General features: G+C 68.1%; 19 protein-coding genes. 12 read left to right on the top strand and 7 right to left on the bottom strand.

Features of this window, described 5'->3' with window-relative positions; genetic code table 11:
- Positions 1–21 precede the first annotated feature (21 nt).
- Positions 22–555 (top strand): hypothetical protein, encoded by a 534-nt coding sequence (locus DIZ26_RS17735; RefSeq protein WP_112242668.1) that lies wholly within the window; start codon positions 22–24, stop codon positions 553–555.
- A complete protein-coding gene (locus tag DIZ26_RS17730; RefSeq protein ID WP_232828420.1) occupies positions 552–1,832 on the top strand; it encodes an APC family permease in 1,281 nt (426 codons plus the stop codon). Before DIZ26_RS17735 ends, DIZ26_RS17730 begins: the two co-directional genes overlap by 4 nt.
- Here the strand turns inward: DIZ26_RS17730 and DIZ26_RS17725 are convergent.
- The 3 genes from DIZ26_RS17725 to DIZ26_RS17715 are packed head-to-tail and all read right to left on the bottom strand — an operon-like array spanning position 1,798 to position 4,120.
- Complete coding sequence (locus DIZ26_RS17725) at positions 1,798–2,841, bottom strand: ABC transporter permease subunit (RefSeq protein WP_112242666.1); 1,044 nt, start codon at positions 2,839–2,841, stop codon at positions 1,798–1,800. The genes DIZ26_RS17730 and DIZ26_RS17725 overlap by 35 nt on opposite strands.
- Complete coding sequence (locus DIZ26_RS17720; protein ID WP_112242664.1) at positions 2,838–3,731, bottom strand: ABC transporter ATP-binding protein; 894 nt, start codon at positions 3,729–3,731, stop codon at positions 2,838–2,840. The genes DIZ26_RS17725 and DIZ26_RS17720 overlap by 4 nt, the downstream gene beginning before the upstream one ends.
- On the bottom strand, positions 3,728–4,120 hold the full coding sequence (locus tag DIZ26_RS17715) for a GntR family transcriptional regulator (protein WP_112242662.1): 393 nt from the start codon (positions 4,118–4,120) through the stop codon (positions 3,728–3,730). The genes DIZ26_RS17720 and DIZ26_RS17715 overlap by 4 nt, the downstream gene beginning before the upstream one ends.
- Positions 4,121–4,212: 92 nt before the next feature.
- Between DIZ26_RS17715 and DIZ26_RS17710 the strand changes: the two genes are divergently transcribed.
- Complete coding sequence (locus tag DIZ26_RS17710; RefSeq protein WP_112242660.1) at positions 4,213–4,713, top strand: GNAT family N-acetyltransferase; 501 nt, start codon at positions 4,213–4,215, stop codon at positions 4,711–4,713.
- Here the strand turns inward: DIZ26_RS17710 and DIZ26_RS17705 are convergent.
- The gene (locus tag DIZ26_RS17705; protein WP_112242659.1) at positions 4,679–6,013 is read right to left on the bottom strand and encodes a cryptochrome/photolyase family protein; all 1,335 of its coding nucleotides are present in this window, start codon (positions 6,011–6,013) and stop codon (positions 4,679–4,681) included. The genes DIZ26_RS17710 and DIZ26_RS17705 overlap by 35 nt on opposite strands.
- A gap of 108 nt (positions 6,014–6,121) precedes the next feature.
- On the opposite strand from DIZ26_RS17705, the gene DIZ26_RS17700 reads away from it, so the two are divergent.
- From DIZ26_RS17700 to DIZ26_RS17660, 9 genes are all read left to right on the top strand, one after another.
- Complete coding sequence (locus DIZ26_RS17700; protein ID WP_112242657.1) at positions 6,122–6,835, top strand: metal-dependent transcriptional regulator; 714 nt, start codon at positions 6,122–6,124, stop codon at positions 6,833–6,835.
- 80 nt (positions 6,836–6,915) lie between these two features.
- Positions 6,916–7,692: a class I SAM-dependent methyltransferase gene (locus DIZ26_RS17695; protein WP_112242655.1), complete on the top strand. Its 777-nt coding sequence runs from the start codon at positions 6,916–6,918 to the stop codon at positions 7,690–7,692.
- Positions 7,693–7,761: 69 nt separating this feature from the next.
- Positions 7,762–9,120: an aminodeoxychorismate synthase component I gene (gene pabB, locus DIZ26_RS17690; protein WP_112242653.1), complete on the top strand. Its 1,359-nt coding sequence runs from the start codon at positions 7,762–7,764 to the stop codon at positions 9,118–9,120.
- An 11-nt stretch (positions 9,121–9,131) separates the two neighbouring features.
- Complete coding sequence (locus tag DIZ26_RS17685; RefSeq protein ID WP_232828418.1) at positions 9,132–9,815, top strand: aminotransferase class IV; 684 nt, start codon at positions 9,132–9,134, stop codon at positions 9,813–9,815.
- 112 nt (positions 9,816–9,927) lie between these two features.
- A complete protein-coding gene (locus DIZ26_RS17680; RefSeq protein WP_112242649.1) occupies positions 9,928–10,842 on the top strand; it encodes an SPFH domain-containing protein in 915 nt (304 codons plus the stop codon).
- An 8-nt stretch (positions 10,843–10,850) separates the two neighbouring features.
- Entirely contained in the window at positions 10,851–11,054 is a 204-nt protein-coding gene (locus tag DIZ26_RS17675; RefSeq protein WP_112242647.1) for a hypothetical protein, read from the top strand.
- Positions 11,055–11,155: 101 nt separating this feature from the next.
- Positions 11,156–11,527: a GntR family transcriptional regulator gene (locus DIZ26_RS17670; protein WP_112243389.1), complete on the top strand. Its 372-nt coding sequence runs from the start codon at positions 11,156–11,158 to the stop codon at positions 11,525–11,527.
- Positions 11,524–12,423: an ATP-binding cassette domain-containing protein gene (locus DIZ26_RS17665; protein ID WP_112242645.1), complete on the top strand. Its 900-nt coding sequence runs from the start codon at positions 11,524–11,526 to the stop codon at positions 12,421–12,423. The genes DIZ26_RS17670 and DIZ26_RS17665 overlap by 4 nt, the downstream gene beginning before the upstream one ends.
- Positions 12,420–13,190, top strand: coding sequence for a hypothetical protein (locus DIZ26_RS17660; protein WP_112242643.1), 771 nt, complete (start codon positions 12,420–12,422; stop codon positions 13,188–13,190). Before DIZ26_RS17665 ends, DIZ26_RS17660 begins: the two co-directional genes overlap by 4 nt.
- Before the next feature lie 923 nt (positions 13,191–14,113).
- Here DIZ26_RS17660 and DIZ26_RS17650 read toward each other — a convergent pair.
- From DIZ26_RS17650 to DIZ26_RS17640, 3 genes are all read right to left on the bottom strand, one after another.
- The gene (locus DIZ26_RS17650; RefSeq protein WP_232828417.1) at positions 14,114–16,828 is read right to left on the bottom strand and encodes a glucosidase family protein; all 2,715 of its coding nucleotides are present in this window, start codon (positions 16,826–16,828) and stop codon (positions 14,114–14,116) included.
- A 37-nt stretch (positions 16,829–16,865) separates the two neighbouring features.
- Complete coding sequence (locus DIZ26_RS17645; RefSeq protein ID WP_112243387.1) at positions 16,866–17,906, bottom strand: LacI family DNA-binding transcriptional regulator; 1,041 nt, start codon at positions 17,904–17,906, stop codon at positions 16,866–16,868.
- A gap of 231 nt (positions 17,907–18,137) precedes the next feature.
- Complete coding sequence (locus DIZ26_RS17640) at positions 18,138–18,830, bottom strand: LLM class flavin-dependent oxidoreductase (RefSeq protein ID WP_232828416.1); 693 nt, start codon at positions 18,828–18,830, stop codon at positions 18,138–18,140.
- Positions 18,831–18,950 lie beyond the last annotated feature (120 nt).

Raw genomic sequence — 18,950 nt, 5'->3', positions numbered from 1 at the left:
CCGCCGTTGAGGGGAACCGCCATGACACTTCCGTACGCCGAACCACTCACCCCGCTGGCCCCTGGCCCGCGGGTGATCCCCGAGCCGCCGCGGGCGGGCGAGCCCGGCGGGAATCCGTGCGGGCCCTGTGCCTGGGTCGCCGACCCGGCCGCCGCCGGTCACGAGCCGCCGCTGTGGCAGAACGAGGACTGGGTGCTGTCCCGGGCCACCGGGATCACCATTCCGGGCATCGTCTGGCTGACCACCCGTGAGCACCACGATTCGTTCGCCGACCTCCCGGATCGGCTGGCGGCGAGTTACGGCGGGGTGGTCGCGCGGGTCGAGCGAGCCATCATGGCGCTCGGCGACATCGCCCGGGTGCACATCTACCGCTGGGGCGACGGCCTGTCGCACTTCCACGTCTGGTTCTACCCCCGCCCGCTCGGCATGCTGGAAGCCCGCCGGGAGATGCTTCCCCTCTGGGCGGACCTGATGCCGGAGTTGCCGAAGGACGAGGCCGCGGAGGCCGAGCAGAAGATTGCCGCGGCCATGAGGGCGGGTGACCCTCAGCCGTGACGGCAGCGAAGCAGCAGCCGGGTCTGGTCCGGGGTCTGGGCGTGCCCGATGCGGTGGTGATCGGGCTGGGATCGATGGTGGGCGCCGGGGTGTTCGCGGTCTGGGGGCCGGCCGCGCGAGCCGCCGGTGAAGGCCTGCTGGCCGGCCTCGTCATCGCCGCGATCGTTGCCTACTGCAACGCCGCGTCCTCGGCCCAGTTGGCCGTCGTCTATCCGGTGTCCGGAGGCGCCTACGTCTACGGGCGTGAGCGGCTCTCGCCGGCTCTGGGCTTCATGGCCGGCTCCTGCTTCGTGATCGGCAAGACCGCCTCCTGCGCCGCGATGGCGCTCACCTTCGCGACGTACGTCGTACCGGAGGCGGGCTGGCTTCGCCGAGGGGTCGCCTTGCTGGCGGTGGTTCTGCTGGCCGCCGTCAACTATCGCGGGGTGACCCGCACGGCAAGGTTGACCCGTGTTCTGGTCGTCTGCTCGCTGGCCGTTCTTGCGTTGGTCCTGGTGCTCCTGCAGACCTCGGACTCAACGCACCGGCTTCCATCGGTGTGGCCGGGCGGGACGAGTGTCTACGGAGTCCTGCAGGCGGCCGGCCTGCTGTTCTTCGCGTTCGCCGGTTATGCCAGGATCGCGACGATGGGGGAGGAGGTCCGCGACCCGGCGCGGACGATCCCCCGGGCCGTGTCCATCGCCCTATTGGTTGCTGTAGGCATCTATTTGCTGATCGGGCTCGCCTTGCTGAGCTCGGTCGGCGCGCCCGGCCTGGCCGCCTCCTCCGCGCCACTTGCCACCGCGGTCAGTACTGCGGACGCCGCGTGGGCGATCCCTGTCGTCCGGATCGGTGCCGCCGTCGCCAGCCTCGGCGCGCTGTTGGCCCTGATCGCGGGCATCGGCCGCACCACCTTGGCGATGGCCCGCAACGGCGACCTCCCCGGCTGGCTGGCCGCCGTACACCCGCGGTTCCGGGTTCCGCATCACGCCGAGATCGCCCTCGCCGTCGTGGTCGGCGTCCTGGTGCTGACCACCGATCTGCGCGGCGTGATCGGCTTCTCGTCCTTCGGAGTCCTGCTGTACTACGCGATCGCCAACGCGGCCGCGTTCACCCAGCCCCGGGACCAGCGGCGCTGGCCCCGGTTCGTCAGTGTCGTCGGACTGGTGGGTTGTGTCGTGCTGGCGTTCACGTTGCCGGCTGCCTCAGCCATCACCGCGGCCGCAGTACTGGCTGTCGCGCTGCTGAGCCGGTGGTTGTTGGTCAGGTCAGGTCGCGCCGGATCCGCCAGAAGCTGAAGCCGGCCAGCAGGAACGCGAGCGCGACGAAGACGCCGGTCTCCCGCCACTGCAGATCCCAGAACCGATTGGCCGGCACGTAGGAGATCTGTTGCCGGTAGCCCTCGCTGGCCAACCGCTGGAAGCAGGCGTCCAGGCTCTGTCGTGGCTCTTTCGAATCCTCGGCTCCTGGCGGCGGGGGTGCGCAGGCACCGAACCAGGCCGGCAGCGATTTCTGGACCTTCCCGGCGGCATTCACCGTCTGGTCGGACAGCTTCCAGTCGCCGGGCCGGCCGAGCTCGACCTCGAGCCCTTTCACCAGTGGGCTGGTCGGCGACCCCTGGATCTGGAGCCCGCGCATGTTCTCGGTGGTCACCACCGCCGATGCCTTCGCCGGGGTGATGAGATGCGGCCGCAGCACCATGGGGGTGAAGATCTGCACCGCGATCACCACTGCCAGGGTGATCGCGACACCGACCAGACTGCGGCGGACGAGCAGACCGATCGCGACGCCGAGGGCGAAGGCGAAGGCCGTGTAGCCGATCGGGACGATGCCCCGGGCAGCGAACACCGAAGGCCACAGCCGGGGCACGAACGAGCCGGACTGGCCGGCAGCGACCGCGTCGTCGACAGGGTCGGACCAGCGCGACACCGCAAGGCTGAGCAAGCCGGTGGCGACCACGGCGGCCGCGCCGGTGAGACCGAGCTTGGTGAGCAGCCACTTCCGCCGGCTGATGCTCTGGGTCCACACCAGCCGGTGCGTCCCGGCTTCGAGCTCGCGCGCGATCAACGGCGCTCCCCAGAACGCACCGATCACCGGCGGAGCGGCGTACAGGGCGACCAGGCCGACGATGTACAACCGCTTGTTCCACTGCTGGAACTCGAGCTGGTCGAGGAAGCTGCTCTTGTTCACCTGGTAGCTGTGCAGCAGACCGGGACCGGTCAGCAGCAACACGAATCCGATGAGCAGTACGGCGGTGAGGACCACCACGGCCTGCAGGCGGAACTGACGCCAGGTCAGCCAGATCATCTTTGGACCTCCAGGACCGGACGGTGGTTGTTCTGCTCGGGCGCGGATGTGCGGCCCATGTAGGCGAGGACCAGGTCCTCGAGGGAGAGCCGGCTGACGGTCCAGGCCGGATCGAGGATCGGCTGCTCGGTGCGGATCACCAACGTGGATTGACGATCCGTGTGACTGGCCGAGATCACGTGCTGGGCCGAGGGCAACGACTTCTCGTCGCGACGCGGGCCACTGATCCGGTAGTGCGTCGCCAGCAGCGTTTCGATCTCGCCGCTGACCTGGACCCGGGAGTCGACCAGGACGATCAGGAAGTCACAGGACCGCTCGACGTCCGAGACCAGGTGGGACGACAGCACCACACTGAGTTCCTGCTCGGCGACCGCCTCCATCAGGTCCTGGAGGAACTCCCGCCGGGCCAGTGGATCAAGGGCGGCTACCGGTTCGTCGAGGACGAGCAGTTCGGGCCGCTTCGAGATACCGAGGGTGAGCGCGAGCTGTGCCCGCTGACCGCCGGACAGCCGCCCGGCCCGCTGCTTGAGGTCGAGGCCGAGTCGCTCGATCCGCTTGGTGGCAATGGATTCGTCCCAGCCCGGATTGAGTCGCGCGCCGAGCCGTAGGTGGTCGGCCACGCTCATCCGGTTGTACGTCGGGGTGTCCTGGGCGACGAAGCCGACCTTCGCCCGCTGCGACGTGCCGGCGGCCTCTCCGAGGACGGTGATGGATCCACTCGTCGGAGTCAGCATGCCGACAGCGAGATGCAGCAGCGTGCTCTTACCGGCGCCGTTCGGGCCGACCAGCCCGACGACCCGGCCGGCGGGCACGTCCAGTGTGCAGTCCGACAGCGCCCAGCGCCGCCCGTACTTCTTGCCCAGTCCCTGGGCTTGCAGAACCGTGTTCACGCTATGTCCTCCTGGGCGGCGGTCCGAAAGGTGGCCAAGAAGAGAGCCTCGATGCTCTCGTCGTCGAGTCCGGCGCGGCGGGCCTTGGTGAGCCAGCGCTGCAGGTCCTGCCGGAGCGGACCGTGCGCGGCGAGCGAGGTGTCGGCGAGCGTCTGGGTGACGAACGTCCCGACGCCCTGCTTGGCCGACACCAGGCCCTCGTGCTCCAGTTCGCGATAGGCCTTCAAGACGGTGTTGGGGTTGATCGCGAGCTGGGCGACCACCTCTTTGACCGTCGGCAGCCGGTCGCCGATGCGCAACATCCCCAGCCGCAGCGCGTTGCGGACCTGCTGGACGATCTGCTGATAGGGCGAGACGCCCGACCGCTCGTCGAGATGGAACTCGATCATCCCGTTCTCCCATTCATCTAGTTAACTAGCACAATACGCTCGTCCGGTACTCGGCCGTCAAGAGTGATCTCCGGCTGAGGGAGAATTCCGGGGTGACTGACGCAGCAGCAGAGGTGATCGTCCGGCAGGCCGTCGAGGCAGACAGCGCGGCGCTGATCGAGTTGGAGCGGACCGCGTTCGACTCGCGGTCGGGGTTCCCGTCGTTCCGGACCGCGGTACGGGAGTCGTTCTTCACCGAGCGCTGTCAGCCGGAGCATGTGCTGGTGGCTGTGGACGGCGACGAGCTCATCGGCTTCGCCCGGCTGACCGACAAGTACACGTTCGTGGAAGGAGCCGGCGTACTGGTGGTCGGCGGTTTGGCGGTGGCGCCCAGCGCGCGCCGGCGCGGCGTCGGGTCAGCGCTGCTGACCGCGATCGAGGCCGAGGGACGGCGGCGGGGAGCCCGCAAGATCAGCCTCAACGTGTTCGGCGTCAACGCCGAGGCGCAGCGGCTCTACGCCAGGCACGGTTATGTCGTCGAGGCCCGGCAGACCGCGGAGTTCACCATCGACGGCGAGCTCATGAACGACCTGGGGTTGGCGCTGTTCCTTTGATCGCGGCGTAGCGGCGCAGGGATTCCTGCCTGGCCTCGGCATGGTCGACGATCGGCCGCGGGTACTCCGGTACGTCGCACTTCCACGGCTCGTGGACGGCCTTGCCGGCCAGGTCTGCGAGCTCCGGGATCCACCGCCGGACATAGCAGCCGGACGGGTCGAACTTCAGGCCTTGCGTGGTCGGGTTGAAGATCCGGAAGTACGGCGAAGCGTCGGCGCCGCAGCCGGCCACCCACTGCCAGTTCAGCGAGTTCGAGGCGAGATCGCCGTCCCGCAACTGCCGCATGAACCAGCGCGCGCCGTACTTCCAGTGCACGTGCAGGTCCTTCACCAGGAACGACGCGACCACCATCCGTACCCGGTTGTGCATGAACCCGGTCTCGGCCAACTGCCGCATCCCGGCATCGACGATCGGGTACCCCGTCAACCCGTTGCACCAGGCCTCGAAGGCGTCACCAGGTTCGTCGTACTCCATCTGCTCGAACTCCGAACGCAACGGTTTCCAGGCCGCATCCGGGTAGCGAGCGAGGAGGTCGGCACAGAACTCGCGCCAGGCGAGCTCACGCCGGTACGAGTCCGCGCCCGTACTGCGTCTGCGGGCCAGGTCGGCGAGCATCGTCCGCGGGTGGATCTCGCCGTATTTCAACGGCACCGACATCCGCGAGGTCGAATCCAGATCCGGCCGGTCCCGAACAGCGTCGTACTCCGCAACGTCGTCGAGGTACTCCTGCCACCGCTCCCGTACTGCGGTCTCACCGGCGCCCTCGACATCCGGCCCGTCCAGCGACTCACCTTGTTTCGCGATCCACTTCACCTTGGCGGGCGCTTCGACGGGCCGGCGCCAGCCGTGCTCCAGCCAGCTCCGGAAGTACGGCGTGAAGACCTGGTACGACGCGCCCTGCTGGGTGAGCACCCGGCCGGGCGCGACGGCGTACGGGGATCCGGTCGTGACGAGCGGGCAATCGAGTGCCTTCTCGACCTCGGCGTCCCGGCGGCCGCCGTACGGGCCGAAGTCGGCGGCGATGTGCACGCTCGCCGCACCGAGCTCGGCCGCCAGCTCAGGAACGACCTCGGTCGGGTCGCCACGGCGTACGACGAGGTTGCCGTCCATCGAAGCCGACAGTGACCGCAGGGATGCCAGCAGGTGGTTGCGGCGGGCATCGCCGGCCTTGTCCCACAAGGCGGGATCGAGGACGAACAGGCCGAGGACGGTGCCGTCACCGGCTGCCACCGCGTCCAGCAGCGCCGGATTGTCCGCGAGGCGCAGATCGCGCCGGAACCAGATCACCGCAGGAGCCATCAATCCATCTTGGCCGATGCACAACTTTGAGCCCACTTGAACCCTGGCCGATCCACCAGGTGCCGTTCGCGGTCCGGCAATTGGTAAGGCTTGCCTATCTGAGTGAGAATGGTTGTCGTGAGCGAGCTGATCGATACCACCGAGATGTACCTGCGGACCGTCTACGAGCTGGAAGAAGAAGGCATCCTGCCGCTGCGCGCGCGGATCGCCGAACGGCTGCACCAGTCCGGCCCGACCGTCAGCCAGACGGTCGCGCGGATGGAGCGCGACGGTCTCGTCACGGTCGAGGGCGATCGGCACCTGGAGCTCACCGAGGTCGGCCGGATGCAGGCGACCCGGGTGATGCGCAAGCACCGGCTGGCCGAGCGGCTGCTGGTGGACGTGATCGGGCTGGAGTGGGAGGACGTGCACGCGGAGGCCTGCCGCTGGGAGCACGTGATGAGCGACGCGGTCGAGCTGCGGCTGCTGAAGATCCTGGACAACCCGACCGAGTCGCCGTACGGCAACCCGATCCCGGGCCTGGAGGAGCTGCAGAAGGACAGCGCGGCGACCGAGATCGGCGAGTTCCGGTTCGGCGTCGAGCCGCTCGACAAGGTGCTGGACGCCGCCACCGGCGAGAGCGTCCGGGTGCTGGTCCGGCGGATCGCCGAGCCGGTGCAGACCGACGACGACGCGATGTCCGTACTGCGGCGTGCGGGCGCGCTGCCCGGCCGCGAGGTCGACTCGATGCTCGACGCCGAGGGCGTCCTGGTCGGCAGCCGCGAGGCGGGGGGCATCATCAGCGACGAAACCGCCGGCCACATCTTCGTGTCGGTCGTCTAGTTAAGACCTCTATTAAGTCACCGGTACTGATCGCACTGGATGCTGTACTCAGTGTGGTCAGGCAGTAACGTCTGACGGCGATGCCTGAGAACGAGATCGACTGGCCCGGGTACTTGCGGCAGTTCCACACCGCGACCCCGGGCAGTACCGAAGCCCTGCTGTCCCGTGCCGTGTCGGGCGACCACACGCCGTACCGGTGGCTGGTCCGCGCCGTGTCCGCGGAGTCGCGCCGGATCCTGGACCTGGCCTGTGGCAACGGTCCGGTCGCCCGCGAGCTGTACGGCCGGTGGGTCGTCGGCGTCGACAACAACCCGGTCCAGCTGAGCGGATCGCCGGGACCCAAAGTGCAGGCGGACGCGGTGCATCTGCCGTTCGCCAACGAAGCGTTCGACGTCGTGACGTGTTCGATGGGCCTGATGGTCCTGCAGCCGCTGCCGGAGGTGCTCTCCGAGGCGGCTCGCGTACTACGGCGCGGAGGCGTGCTCGCGGCAACGGTCCCGGCCGTCCGCCCGCTGCGTCGCGGCGACATCCGGACCCTTTCCGGGCTGACTACGCGACTCCGATCCACACCGCAGTTCCCGGCCGGTGGTGAGATCACCGGCCTGCGCGACCTCCTCCGCGGCGCCGGCTTCGACGTACTGGAGAGCCAGCGGGAGCGCTACGCGTACACCGTGCGCTCGATCGATGACGCGCGCCGCTTGGTCGGTGCGCTCTACCTGCCCGGCGGTTCCGACACCCGCCGCGAAACCGCCGCGACCTGGCTCGCCGAGCGCGCCGAATCCAAGGAAGGCGGCCTGGAGGTCGCGATCCCGGTGCGCCGCATCACCGCGATGCGTACCAAGCTGGCCCTTTCCTAGTACGCGGTCCTGGCGGTCACCAGTTGGGCGGCCGGGACGGGTGACGCGTTCGGTGGGTACGGTTCTCGGGTGACTGCTCTGGTCTGGTCGGTTCGCACGGTGGATCACGCCCTCGACGGCGAGACGGTCTACCGCGGACTGCTGGCCGGTGAGCCGGTCGCGTTCTGGCTGGACGGGAGTCTGACCGACCGCGCCGAGCGCCGCGTCTCGGTGCTCGGGATGTCGGCCGGTCCCGATGCCGAGGTCGTCGTACGGGATGTCGCCGACGGTGACGTCTTCGCGGAGTTGCAGGAGTTGCTGGCCGCCAAACGAGCCCGGCTGGCCGCAGTACCGGAGCAGTTGGCGGGTCTCTTCAATGGTGGGTATGTCGGGTACTTCGGGTACGAACTCAAGGCGTTGACCGGGGGAGTGGCGGCTCACGAGGCGGCGACGCCGGACGCGTTGTGGATCTGGGCGAACCGGTTCGTCGTCATCGACCACGACGCCAAGGTCAGTCATCTCGTCGCCGTGCACTCGCCTGGTGATCACCGCGCGGCTGCCTGGACGGAGTCGTCGACCGCGAACTGGTGGATGAGTGGACGTGACCAGCCTGCGATCGCGGCCCTGGATCTCGAAGCCCGTCTGGAGCAGGACCGCGCGACGTACCTGGCCGGGATCGACGCGTGCATGGCCGCGCTCGAGGCCGGCCGGACGTACGAGGTCTGCCTGACGAACCGGGTCCGGCTGCCGGCGGTGGAGGACCCACTCGAGTTCTACCTGTGGCAACGCGACCGCAACCCGGCGCCGTACTCGGCCTTCCTCCGGTACGGCGAACTCGCGGTGGCCAGCTCGTCGCCCGAGCGGTTCCTGACCGTCGATGCGGACGGGTGGGCCGAGTGCCGCCCGATCAAGGGCACCGCGCCGCGATCGGACGACGCGGCGCAGGACGAGCTGGCGGCGAAGGCGCTGGCCGAGGACGAGAAGACCCGCGCCGAGAACCTGATGATCGTCGACCTGATCCGCAACGACCTGGGCCGGGTGAGCGAACCGGGCACGGTCCAGGTGCCGCAGTTGATGGCCGTCGAGAGCTACTCGACGCTGCATCAACTGGTGACGACGGTGCGCGGTCGGCTGCGATCCGGCGTGGACGCGCTGGACGCCGTACGGGCTTGTTTTCCGCCGGGTTCGATGACGGGGGCGCCGAAGATCGCGACGATGGAGCTGCTCGATTCGCTGGAGTCGAGTGCTCGCGGCGTGTACTCGGGTGCGCTCGGCTACCTCACCGTCGACGGCCGCGCGGATCTCAGCGTGGTGATCCGTACGGCGGTCCTCACCCCGGACGCCACGGTCGTCGGGGCCGGCGGCGCGATCGTGCTCGACTCGGATCCGGCGGCGGAGTACGGCGAAATGGTGCTCAAGGCAACGGCAACGATCGGCAGGGTCTCGTGAACGCTTTACTGGTGGCGGATTCGTTCTTGGTTGCCGCAGGCAAGGTTCGTGGTCTGGAGTTGCACCGGGAACGGTTCGCCGGTTCGTGTGCCGCGGCCGGCTTCGATGGCGCGGGTGAGTTCTGGGACGGCTCGCTGTCGCGGATCCCCACGTTCGGCCGCTGGTTCCCCCGCTTCGAGCTGACCTCCGACGGGCCCGCTCTTCAGGTGCGCCCCGCCCCGTCGACCGGTGGGCGGATCCGGGTCGCGGTCCACACCGGCCCGGACCCGCGCACGAGTCCACTCGTCAAAGGCCCCGACCTGGAAGCGCTTGCGTCGTTGAAGAAACAAGCCTTCGCGACGTACTCCGCCGACGAAGTCCTCCTCGTCGACACCGACGGCGTCGCCCTCGAAGCGGCGTACTCGGCTCTCGTCTGGTGGGAAGACGACACCCTCTGCTTCCCACCCGCCGACCGCGCATTCCTTCCCTCGGTCACCGCCCGCCTGCTGCGCCAACTCGCTTCAACACAAGGCGTTCCGACCGCCGAACGCGCCCGCACCGCCGCCGACCTGGAGTCCCACGAGACCTGGCTCCTCAACGCCCTCCACGGCATCCGCCCCATCCACGCCTGGAACCACGGCCCGATCGACCCCCTCCCCGCTTCCGCCGCCACCACCTATCAATCCCACCTGGAAGCTTTGGCCCGCCCGCTCTAGCTCTGGCCCGACCGCTGCGCCCACCTCCGGCAACTCCATGCGTGGACCTCTGGTGAAAAACTGATATCACTATGCTACCGTCGTGATAGACGACTTCTTGAAGGGGAGAGCGATGAGTGCGGATGTTGATGTGATGGTGGAGATGCCGAAGCCGAAGGTGACCGAGCGGTCGGCGCGGGATCTGAACGGTTGGCCGATGCTCGGGCTGGCGCTGGTGTTGATCGCCGCCGGGATTGCGCTGTTCATCGTCGGTGTGAGTAGTGAGCACATCGCGCTCGTGGTCGTCGGGGTGCTGGTGTTCCTGGCCGGCCTCGTGGTTTCAGGCGGACTCACCCCGGTGTCGCCCGGACGTGCCCGGGTACTGCAGATCCTCGGCCGGTACGCCGGAACGATCCGCACCGACGGTCTGCGCTGGGTCAACCCGATCTCGGTCCGCACCGAGATCTCCACCCGGATCCGCAACCACGAGACGGCTGTTGCCAAGGTCAACGATGCCGACGGCAATCCGATCGAGATCGCCGCCGTCGTCGTGTGGCAGGTGGAGGACACGGCGCAGGCGCGGTTCGAGGTGGACGACTTCGTGGAGTTCGTGGCGATCCAGACCGAGACCGCCGTCCGGCACATCGCGAACAGCTACCCGTACGACATCCACACCGTCGAGGGCGGCCTGTCCCTGCGCGACAGCACGGACGAGATCACCGGCACTCTCTCGGCGGAGATCGGCGCCCGGGTGCAGGCGGCCGGCGTCCACGTGATCGAATCGCGCATCACCCACCTCGCCTATGCCCCCGAGATCGCCCAGGCGATGCTGCGGCGCCAGCAGGCCGGTGCCGTCGTCGCCGCTCGTCAGCAGATCGTCGAAGGTGCGGTCGGCATGGTCGAGCTGGCGCTGGACAAGCTGTCGGAGCGAAACGTCGTCGAACTCGACGAGGAGCGCAAGGCGACCATGGTCAGCAACTTGATGGTGGTGCTCTGCGGCGACCGTGACGCCCAACCGGTGGTCAACGCCGGCTCGCTCTACCAGTGAGCTAGCCGGTGGCCACCGAACGCAAGCAACTGCTGCTCCGCCTCGATCCGGTCGTCCACGATGCCTTGGCGCGCTGGGCCGCCGACGACCTCCGCAGTACCAACGCCCAAATCGAGTTCCTGCTCCGCCGGGCTCTTGCCGACGCGGGCCGCCTCCCGGCCGACGTCGGCAAGATGCGTCCCCAGGGCCGCCCTCGCAAGGCCGACAGCTGACCTCGAGCAAAGGGATTGACGCACCTGGCCGCCCAGGTGCTACGGTTCGTTAGTCAAGTAATGAACCTATGAACCACCACTGCCGACTGGAGGGGACCGCGGTGTTCGACGATCGCAGCCCGATCTATCTCCAGATCGCGGAGCAGATCAAGAACGACATCGTCACCGGGGCCCTCGGTGCGGACGAGCAGGTGATGTCGACGAACCAGTACGCGGCGTTCTACCGGATCAATCCCGCCACTGCGGCCAAGGGTTTCGCCCAGCTCGTCGACGAGGGCGTGTTGTACAAGAAGCGCGGGATCGGGATGTTCGTCAGTCCGAAGGCCCGCGAGCTGCTCCGGACCGGGCGGCAGGCGTCGTTCTTCGCCGAGGTGGTCGATCCGATGATTCGCGAGGCCGAGGCGATCGGCGTGCCGCTGAAGGACGTGGTCGAACACATTCACAGCCGGGAGTCCGGAGGGGGTGCACGATGAGCGGTCTGGGAGTGCGGACCGAGCAACTGACGGTCCGGTTCGGCGACGTACCGGCGGTCGACTCGCTCGATCTCCGGCTCGCCCCGGGCAAGATCCACGGTCTGCTGGGCCGCAACGGGTCGGGCAAGAGCACACTGGCCGCGACGCTGGCCGGTTTCCGTGCGCCGACCGGGGGCCGGGTGCTGATCGAGGGCGACGAGATCGGCTCCCGCGAGCCGTACGAGGATGCCGTCGTGACCAGCCGGGTCTGCCTCATTCGCGAATCCGGCGACCTGGTCGACAGTGCACCCGTCCGGCACGTCCTCGGTCTCGCGAGCAGCCTGCGGCCTTATTGGAATGCCGAGCTGGCCGGGGAGCTGCTCGACAAGTTCGAGGTGCCGGTCCGTCAGCGGGTGCAGAAACTGTCCCGCGGCAAGAAGTCCGCGCTCGGCGTCGTCCTCGGGATCGCCAGCCGCGCGCCACTGACGATCTTCGACGAAAGCTACCTCGGCATGGACGTGCCGTCCCGCAACCTTTTCTACGACGCGTTGCTGGCCGACTATGCCGAGTTCCCGCGCACGATCGTGCTGTCCACGCACCTGGTCAGTGAAGTCAGTTCGCTGCTGGAGGAGGTCGTCATCCTCGATCGCGGCCGGCTGGTCACCCAGGCGCCGGTCGATTCGCTGCGAGGCCGCGGTGCCTCGATCGTCGGCCCGGCCACGCTGGTCGACGAGCTGACCGCCGACCTGATCGTGCTCGCCGAGCAGCGGCTGGGTGGGACGAAATCCACCACGGTGCTTGGCGATCTGGACGACACGCTGCTCGCGAAGGCCCGGGCTGCGGGTCTCGAAGTCGGGCCGGTCGGCCTGCAGGAACTGTTCGTCCATCTGACCGGAGCCAAGGAGGGCGCGCGATGAGCGCCACGACAGACGCCCGTACTGCGGCGCTGCCGCGCGCCGTCACGGCAGGCGGCCGCTTGCGCAGTGTGCTTCAGGCGATGGTGATCGGGCTCCGGCCGATGATCCTCGGGTACTGCCTGGTGATGGTCGTGACGTTCGCGCTCGGCGGCCTGATCACTCAGTTCGTCGGCGGCGGGGTCGACCACAGTATGTGGGACTACGGCACCCAGTCCCCGAAGTACTTCTCCGCCGCGATCGGCATCACGCTCACGCCCGCGCTGTTCACGCTGATGATCGCGCACGGTGTGACCCGGCGGATGTTCGCCCTTGCCGGCAGCATCATGCTGGTCGGTGCCGCGGCGGCCATCGCGCTGCTCTGGGTGGTCGTCTACCAGGTGGAACGCGTCATCTACGACGCGGCCGGCCTGACCCAGACGCTCACGAATCAGCACCTGTTCACGACCACATCGCAAGTCGGCCTGATCTTCCTCGAGTACTTCCTGCTGATCGTGTCGCACGAGATCGCCGGCTGGCTGATCGGTATCGGCTTCTACCGGTTCGGCTTCTGGAAGGGGCTCGCCTTGCTGCCGCTGGGCCTGATTCCGGCGGCAGCCGCCGAGTTCCTCCTGGTCGCGCAATGGATCGCCCAGGCACTGGAGAACACCGGCTATCACCGCCCACCATTGGCACTCGCCGTACCAGGTGTGCTCGTCGTGAGCGCCTTCGGTCTGTACTACGGCTACCGCCTGCTCCGCCCGATGGGGCTCAAACCCGCCAAGGGCTGACCTCGCCCGCTCAACCACCACGCCCTACAGTCCCTAGAGAGGCTCCGCCGGCCCGCCGGGACACCTGGGAGCTGGTCAGGCAGATCCGCGCCGACGGTGACCGGATCGTTGTCACCGGCAACGAAGAGCTGTTGGTGAGTGTCGTCGCCGGACTGGCCGGTCGCGGTCTCGCACCGGTGGACCTGCACACCGAGCAGGCCACGCTGGACGATGCATTCCTCACCCTCGCCGGGCGCGACGAGCTTCCTGCCGACGATGGCCAATCGGTATCGGAATCGGCATTCTCGGAATGGCAACCTACCGATGATCCTGGTCGGCTACCGGGAGAAGGATGTACATGCAGGACGCCTGGTCCGGTCACTGGCCCGGCGCCGCTCATCTGATCGCGCTGGTTGCCGTGACCGCGGCTTGCGTCACGCTGGCAGCCAAGCTCTTCCGCTGGGAATGACCCGTACTTCGCGCGTCCGGCGAAGGTTGCTCACGGTCACCCGGTGTCGGTGTCGGCGGGGGTTATGCACAGGGGGTGTGTATAAGTCGGGTCGTTTCTGTGGACGGTCGGGCACACGCTGTGGACGACACGCGCGAGGTCGCGAATTGCCGGAAAGTCTTGATCAGAAGGGCTTGTGCCGTTCCGATGCGAAAGGTAGAAATGTCGACACGCCGTTCTCTCGGGAGCGGTGGGTCGGACGGAAACCGAGGACCCTAGCGGTGGGGATCCCCACCGAGGTAGACCGGTGACGGGGTCTGCCGGACCCGACGGACCCGTCCGGGAAGCTGGAGACGTCACCTTCCTTCAGCTCTGTGTAAGGCCCCTCCGACTCATACTCGGAGGGGCCTTGCTTTTCTCCGGGTCCCCGTCCGAGCGCACAGCCGAGCGGCCGGCGTACGAGACTTCTGTACGCCGGCCGCCGGGTCACCAAGATTCAGCGCAACGTGATCCGCACCGCGGAATGCGATCCGTGGGCTGCCAGCTGCACCTCGGTACCACGTGTCGTCTGCACCAACTTGTACTGCGTGCTCCGCCCGTCCACCGAGACGGAAGCAACCTTCGCTCCGGTCGGCAGAACAGCGCCGATCGTCACGGCGGCGCGGAGGCGGTGCGTCGTCACATCGGTCAGAATCACCTTGTTTGCAAGGCGCGAGCTGACATCGACCGATCCGTGGCCGAGCCGGATGTTGCTACCGGCTACCTTCTGCTGGCCGCCGGGGATCTGCGGGACGATCGACACCTTGCCGTGGCCCAGGTCGGGGTCGACGCCGAGCTGCTGGTGCACAACCGGCCAGAGGATGCCGTACGTGCCCCACGCCTGCATCGTCATCGAACGATCCGTGAACGCGCGGTCGATGTTCGCCGGCGAGTCGGGTGACGGCGCGATCTCCGGCATCCCGCCGGGCGTCTCCCAGACGTCCGGATCGAGCTGGATCCGCGCGTTGCCGGTGGTGTAGACCTGCTGCTGCTTCGGGCCCAGACGGCCGAAGTTGCCCTCGGCAACTGCCATGATCGATGTGTTCAGCGAGAAGATGCTGCGCTCGCTCTTCACCGCGGAGACCACCTGGTCGCAGGAGGGTCCTGGGTTGCCGGCCGGATCGGCCGTCGGTCCGGTACCGGTGTGGAACAGGCCGAATTCACCTGTGTAGCAAGGCTTCTCGCGCTGGTCGAGCGCGATCTTCGCGTGCTCCGGCGAGGCCAGCGGAGCGTTGCCGACCTCGGCCTCCATCGGCGTGACGCCGGTCCAGTGCCGCTGGAAGATCGGGGTGTTGTCGTTCGCAGGGTTTGCCGGGTCGTCGATCGAGTCGGCGTACCCGAAGGCCTGCGCGACCCACCACTGTTGCTCGAACCGCCGCTGCAAGTCGTCCGCCTTCGTGGTCGCCCACCGCTGGGTCGCCCGATCGTGCTTGGAGCCGGCCAGGTCCGCGAGATCACGCAGCCCGCGCGCGAGGTACACCGTGCTGTCCAGCTTCTCCGAACCCATCCCGCTGCGCTCGACATTGGCCAGGCCCTCCGGCCAGCCGTCGTGGTCGGCATCCAGTTCGCGGTACACGTACTTCAGGTTCCGCACGCTGAAGTCGTACATCTGGTCGCGGAACCGGTTGTCGCCGGTCCAGCGCCACAACAGCGCGACGATGCTCGGGAACTTCACTGTCTCGTCGGTGTTTCCCGCGCTGGTGTTGGAGCCGAAGTACACGTCGCCGGTCGGGGTGACCTCGTGCGCGACCTTGCCGCTGCGGTTGTTGAGGATGTCGCTGACGTCCCGCAGCGCGCGCAGGTGAGCCTTCACCGTGTCGAACTGGCCGGCCGCGACAGCGGCGTACGAGGTGTACTCACCGTCCGTTGCGAAGAGCCAAGGGTAGTCCGGGAAGCCGGCGCCGAACCAGCGGGCGACGTCGACCGTTCCGGAGGGAGCTGGGTACGACTTGCCTTCGTTGACGTCGCGGATCTGCAGGTGGTGCGCTTCCTGGACCGAGTCGGCGAGGTTCTGTTTGCTCCACTCGACACTCTGTTGCAGTAGACGGTCACCAGGTAGGTCGACTGACGACATCGCGTCGATGCGGTTGCGGCTGGCAATCTTTGCCTTCAGCAACTTGCTCGGATTGCTGATCGCCTTGCGGTATTCGTGGCGTGCGGCACCCGGTCCGTCGTCCGAACCGGCGACCGCGAACCACACCGTGGTGGTCCTGCCGGGCTCGAGGTCGAGACGGTAGGTGAGCCGTCCGCCGGTGCCCTTGCCGAACGCGGTGTCGTCGCAGTGCTTGGGCGCGTCACCGTCCGCCGGGCAGATCACGGCCGGGTCCTGCGGGCCGCGGTGATTCGCGCCGAGTGCGTGGCTGGTCGGACGCAGGGACGATCCGACCAACGCGGCGTAGTTGTGCGGCGCGGCGTTGGCGACGGGCGGCGTGCCCTGATCGCGGAACCGCAGGGTGCCGTCGGCGTACGAGCCCGTGTCGGGGAGGTTCGTCTGGGCCGCGTTCGGCGTGGTGCCGCCCCATGGGTAGGTCGGCATCAGTTCGGAGTGGGCGTCGACGTCGAGGGTCACCGTCTTCGCTTTGGTTGCCTTCAGCGTCAGTCCGACGATCGTGGCGCGGATACCGTCGGGGACGAAGTCGGTACGCCGGACGGTGACGTCGCCGGGATAGTCGATCCGCTGGTAGCCCTGGCCGCTCGTGTACTTCGCGGCGGCGACATCCTTGCCGAGCCAACTGCCGTCCAGGCCGAACCACAGCCCGTCGAGCAACTTCAGCGGCGGCGTCCAGATCCCGCCCATCTCGCCGCGGGTGTGCCAGCCGGTCGCGGGATACAGGCCGGTCTCATCGCCCATCGCATAGGCCCGATCCCCGACAACCAACGACCGCCGATCCGCAAGCCGCCGAGTCTCCGACAACTCGCTGGGCCCTTGTCCTACGGACGCCGCATGACGGGCGTTGCCCGGTACGCCGACGGTAGGCGACCCCGTCGTACCGGCGGTGCCCGATGTGGGACGCGACCCGGCGCTGGCGGCGGGCGACCCCGAAGTACCGGGTGTGCCAGGTGGGCCTGCGGTGGCGGGGGAGGGGAGGGCGGCGGCGCCGAGGGCGAGCACTGTCGCGAGCAGGCCGGCTGGGCCGGCGATGGATTTGGTTCGTCCGACAGGGCGGGTCATGACGGTTCCTCCTTCTCGCGGTGCGTCGTGCACCGCATCAGCCCGGGGCTGAGCTGCCCCTGATGACTAGTTCCGGTTGCAGCAGCCGCTCGGTCGAGCTGGGCTGCTGAGTGGACTCGTCCGGTACTTCGGAATTGCTCTGCTTCTCGGTGAGGATGGCGATCAGCTCGGCGGCGATCTCGTCCATCGGCTGGCGGATGCTGGTCAGCCCGGGCGACACGACAGACGCGAGCGGCGAATCGTCGAAGCCGGTGACGCCGACGTCGACTCCGGTGGTCAACCCGCGAGCGCCGAGTTCGCGGAGCGCGCCGAGGGCGAGAATGTCGCTGATGGCAACAATCCCGTCGACGCCCTGACCTGAGTCGAGCAGTTCGGCGGTCGCCCGCGCACCTTCTTCGATGGTGTCTTCGGCGCAGCGGACCGCGAGGCTCTTGGTCGGCAGGCCGAGTTCCTGACAGGCGTTACGCCAGCCGCTCAACCGGTCCTCGGCGAGACCCGACGTCTTCGGCCAGCTGAGGAAACCGATCCGCCGCCGACCGGTCTCGTGCAGATGCCGTACGGCGGTCGCGCAGCCGACGGCTCCGTCGACATCGACGAACGGGCCTGGCTGCGTGGTCTCACCCCAGACCCGGCCGAACGACACAAAAGGGATCCGCTGCTCCCGCAACCAGCCGTGCCGTGGATCGTGCGTCTCGGTCTGCGAGAGCACGAAACCGTCCACCAGTCGTCGCGCGTGCAGGTCTTCGTACACCGGCATGCCTTCGACGCCGACCGGGGCGGTGAAGAGCAGGATGTGCCGCGCGGTGGCTTCGGCCGCGCCGCAGAGGGAGTGCAGGAACTGGTCCATCACCAGGTGCGCCTGACCGTGCGGCCAGCTCGGTACGCAGTACCCGATGAGTTCGACCGCGCTGGTGCGGAGACTGCGAGCGTTACGATTGGGCCGGTAGTTGAGCAGCTCGATCGACTTGGTGACCCGCTGGAGGGTGTCGGGCCGAAGCCGGTGCGGAGCGTTCAGGGCGTTCGACACGGTCTGAACCGAGACCTCCGCATGAGCGGCAACCTGCTTCAGCGTAGCCACGACGACCCCCTCCACTCCGGCGAGACGCCCTTTTGAACGTTAAAACTCCCCGCAGTCTCACTCTCAACCCCCTTCCCTGTCAACGGCCCACCCACGCAGACTCCTCGAAGGGCGATCCGGCTCTCCGAGGTGCGGCCGACTCCCCGAAGGGCGATCCGGCTCTCCGAGGTACGGCCGACTCCTCGAAGGGCGATCGGGTCCTCGAAGCGCGGTTGGCTTGCCGAAGTGCGGTCAGGTGAGTTGCGGAGGACCGGCCCGCAGGATTTCGTGGGCTTCCGCGAGAGAACCCGGGGGGATCCAGCGGCCCCACCAGGTGGCGCCGGAGTCCGCGAAGGCGGTGGGGTCGCCCCCGCTGACCTTGACGTCAAAGGTGCGCGTCGGGGCGTTGGCGAGGAGCGCACGGACGTCTTCAGGGGTGATTTGCTGGGGAGCGTCGGGGGTGCCCTTGTATGCCGTGCTGCCGTCCCAGCGGGCGATGCGGCGTCGTACGGAAGGGATCAGCAGATTCCCGCCCACCCAGATCGGGATGCGGGGGCGCTGGATCGGACGGGCTGTCAGTTGGGCGTTGGCGAGCGTGTAGTGCTTGCCGTTGAAGGTCACCGGTTCGCCGGTCCACAGCGCGTCGATGATCTCCAGCGCTTCGTCCAGTTTTTCCGCGAGGATGCGCGGCTCGCCCTCGCCCTTCATGAACGGATCGCCCGGGTCGCCGATCCCGACGCCGAGGATGAGCCGGCCGCCCGAAAGGTGATCGAGGGCGACCGCCTCGGCGGCCAGTTGCCATGGGCGACGACGGGGCACCGGCGTCACCGTCGTACCGAGCCGCACCGTCGAGGTCGCGGTCGCCATCGCGGCGAGACAGATCCACGGATCGTACGTCGGCTGCGACGAATCCCCTTGGTAGACGAGGTAATCCTCCAGAAACACCCCATCCCCAGCCACAGTCCTCAGCCATCCGCGCCAACTCCGCCAGTCCGCGCGGATCCCGCCCCACCCCCACCGCCCCGAACGTCACCGAAAACCTCATCCCCCCAAACTAACCACCCC

It is taken from the genome of Kribbella monticola (genome assembly GCF_003261635.1).
Classification (GTDB): domain Bacteria; phylum Actinomycetota; class Actinomycetes; order Propionibacteriales; family Kribbellaceae; genus Kribbella; species Kribbella monticola.
The sequence above is the reverse complement of the archived record's forward strand: the minus strand, read 5'-3'. Positions and strand labels throughout refer to the sequence as shown.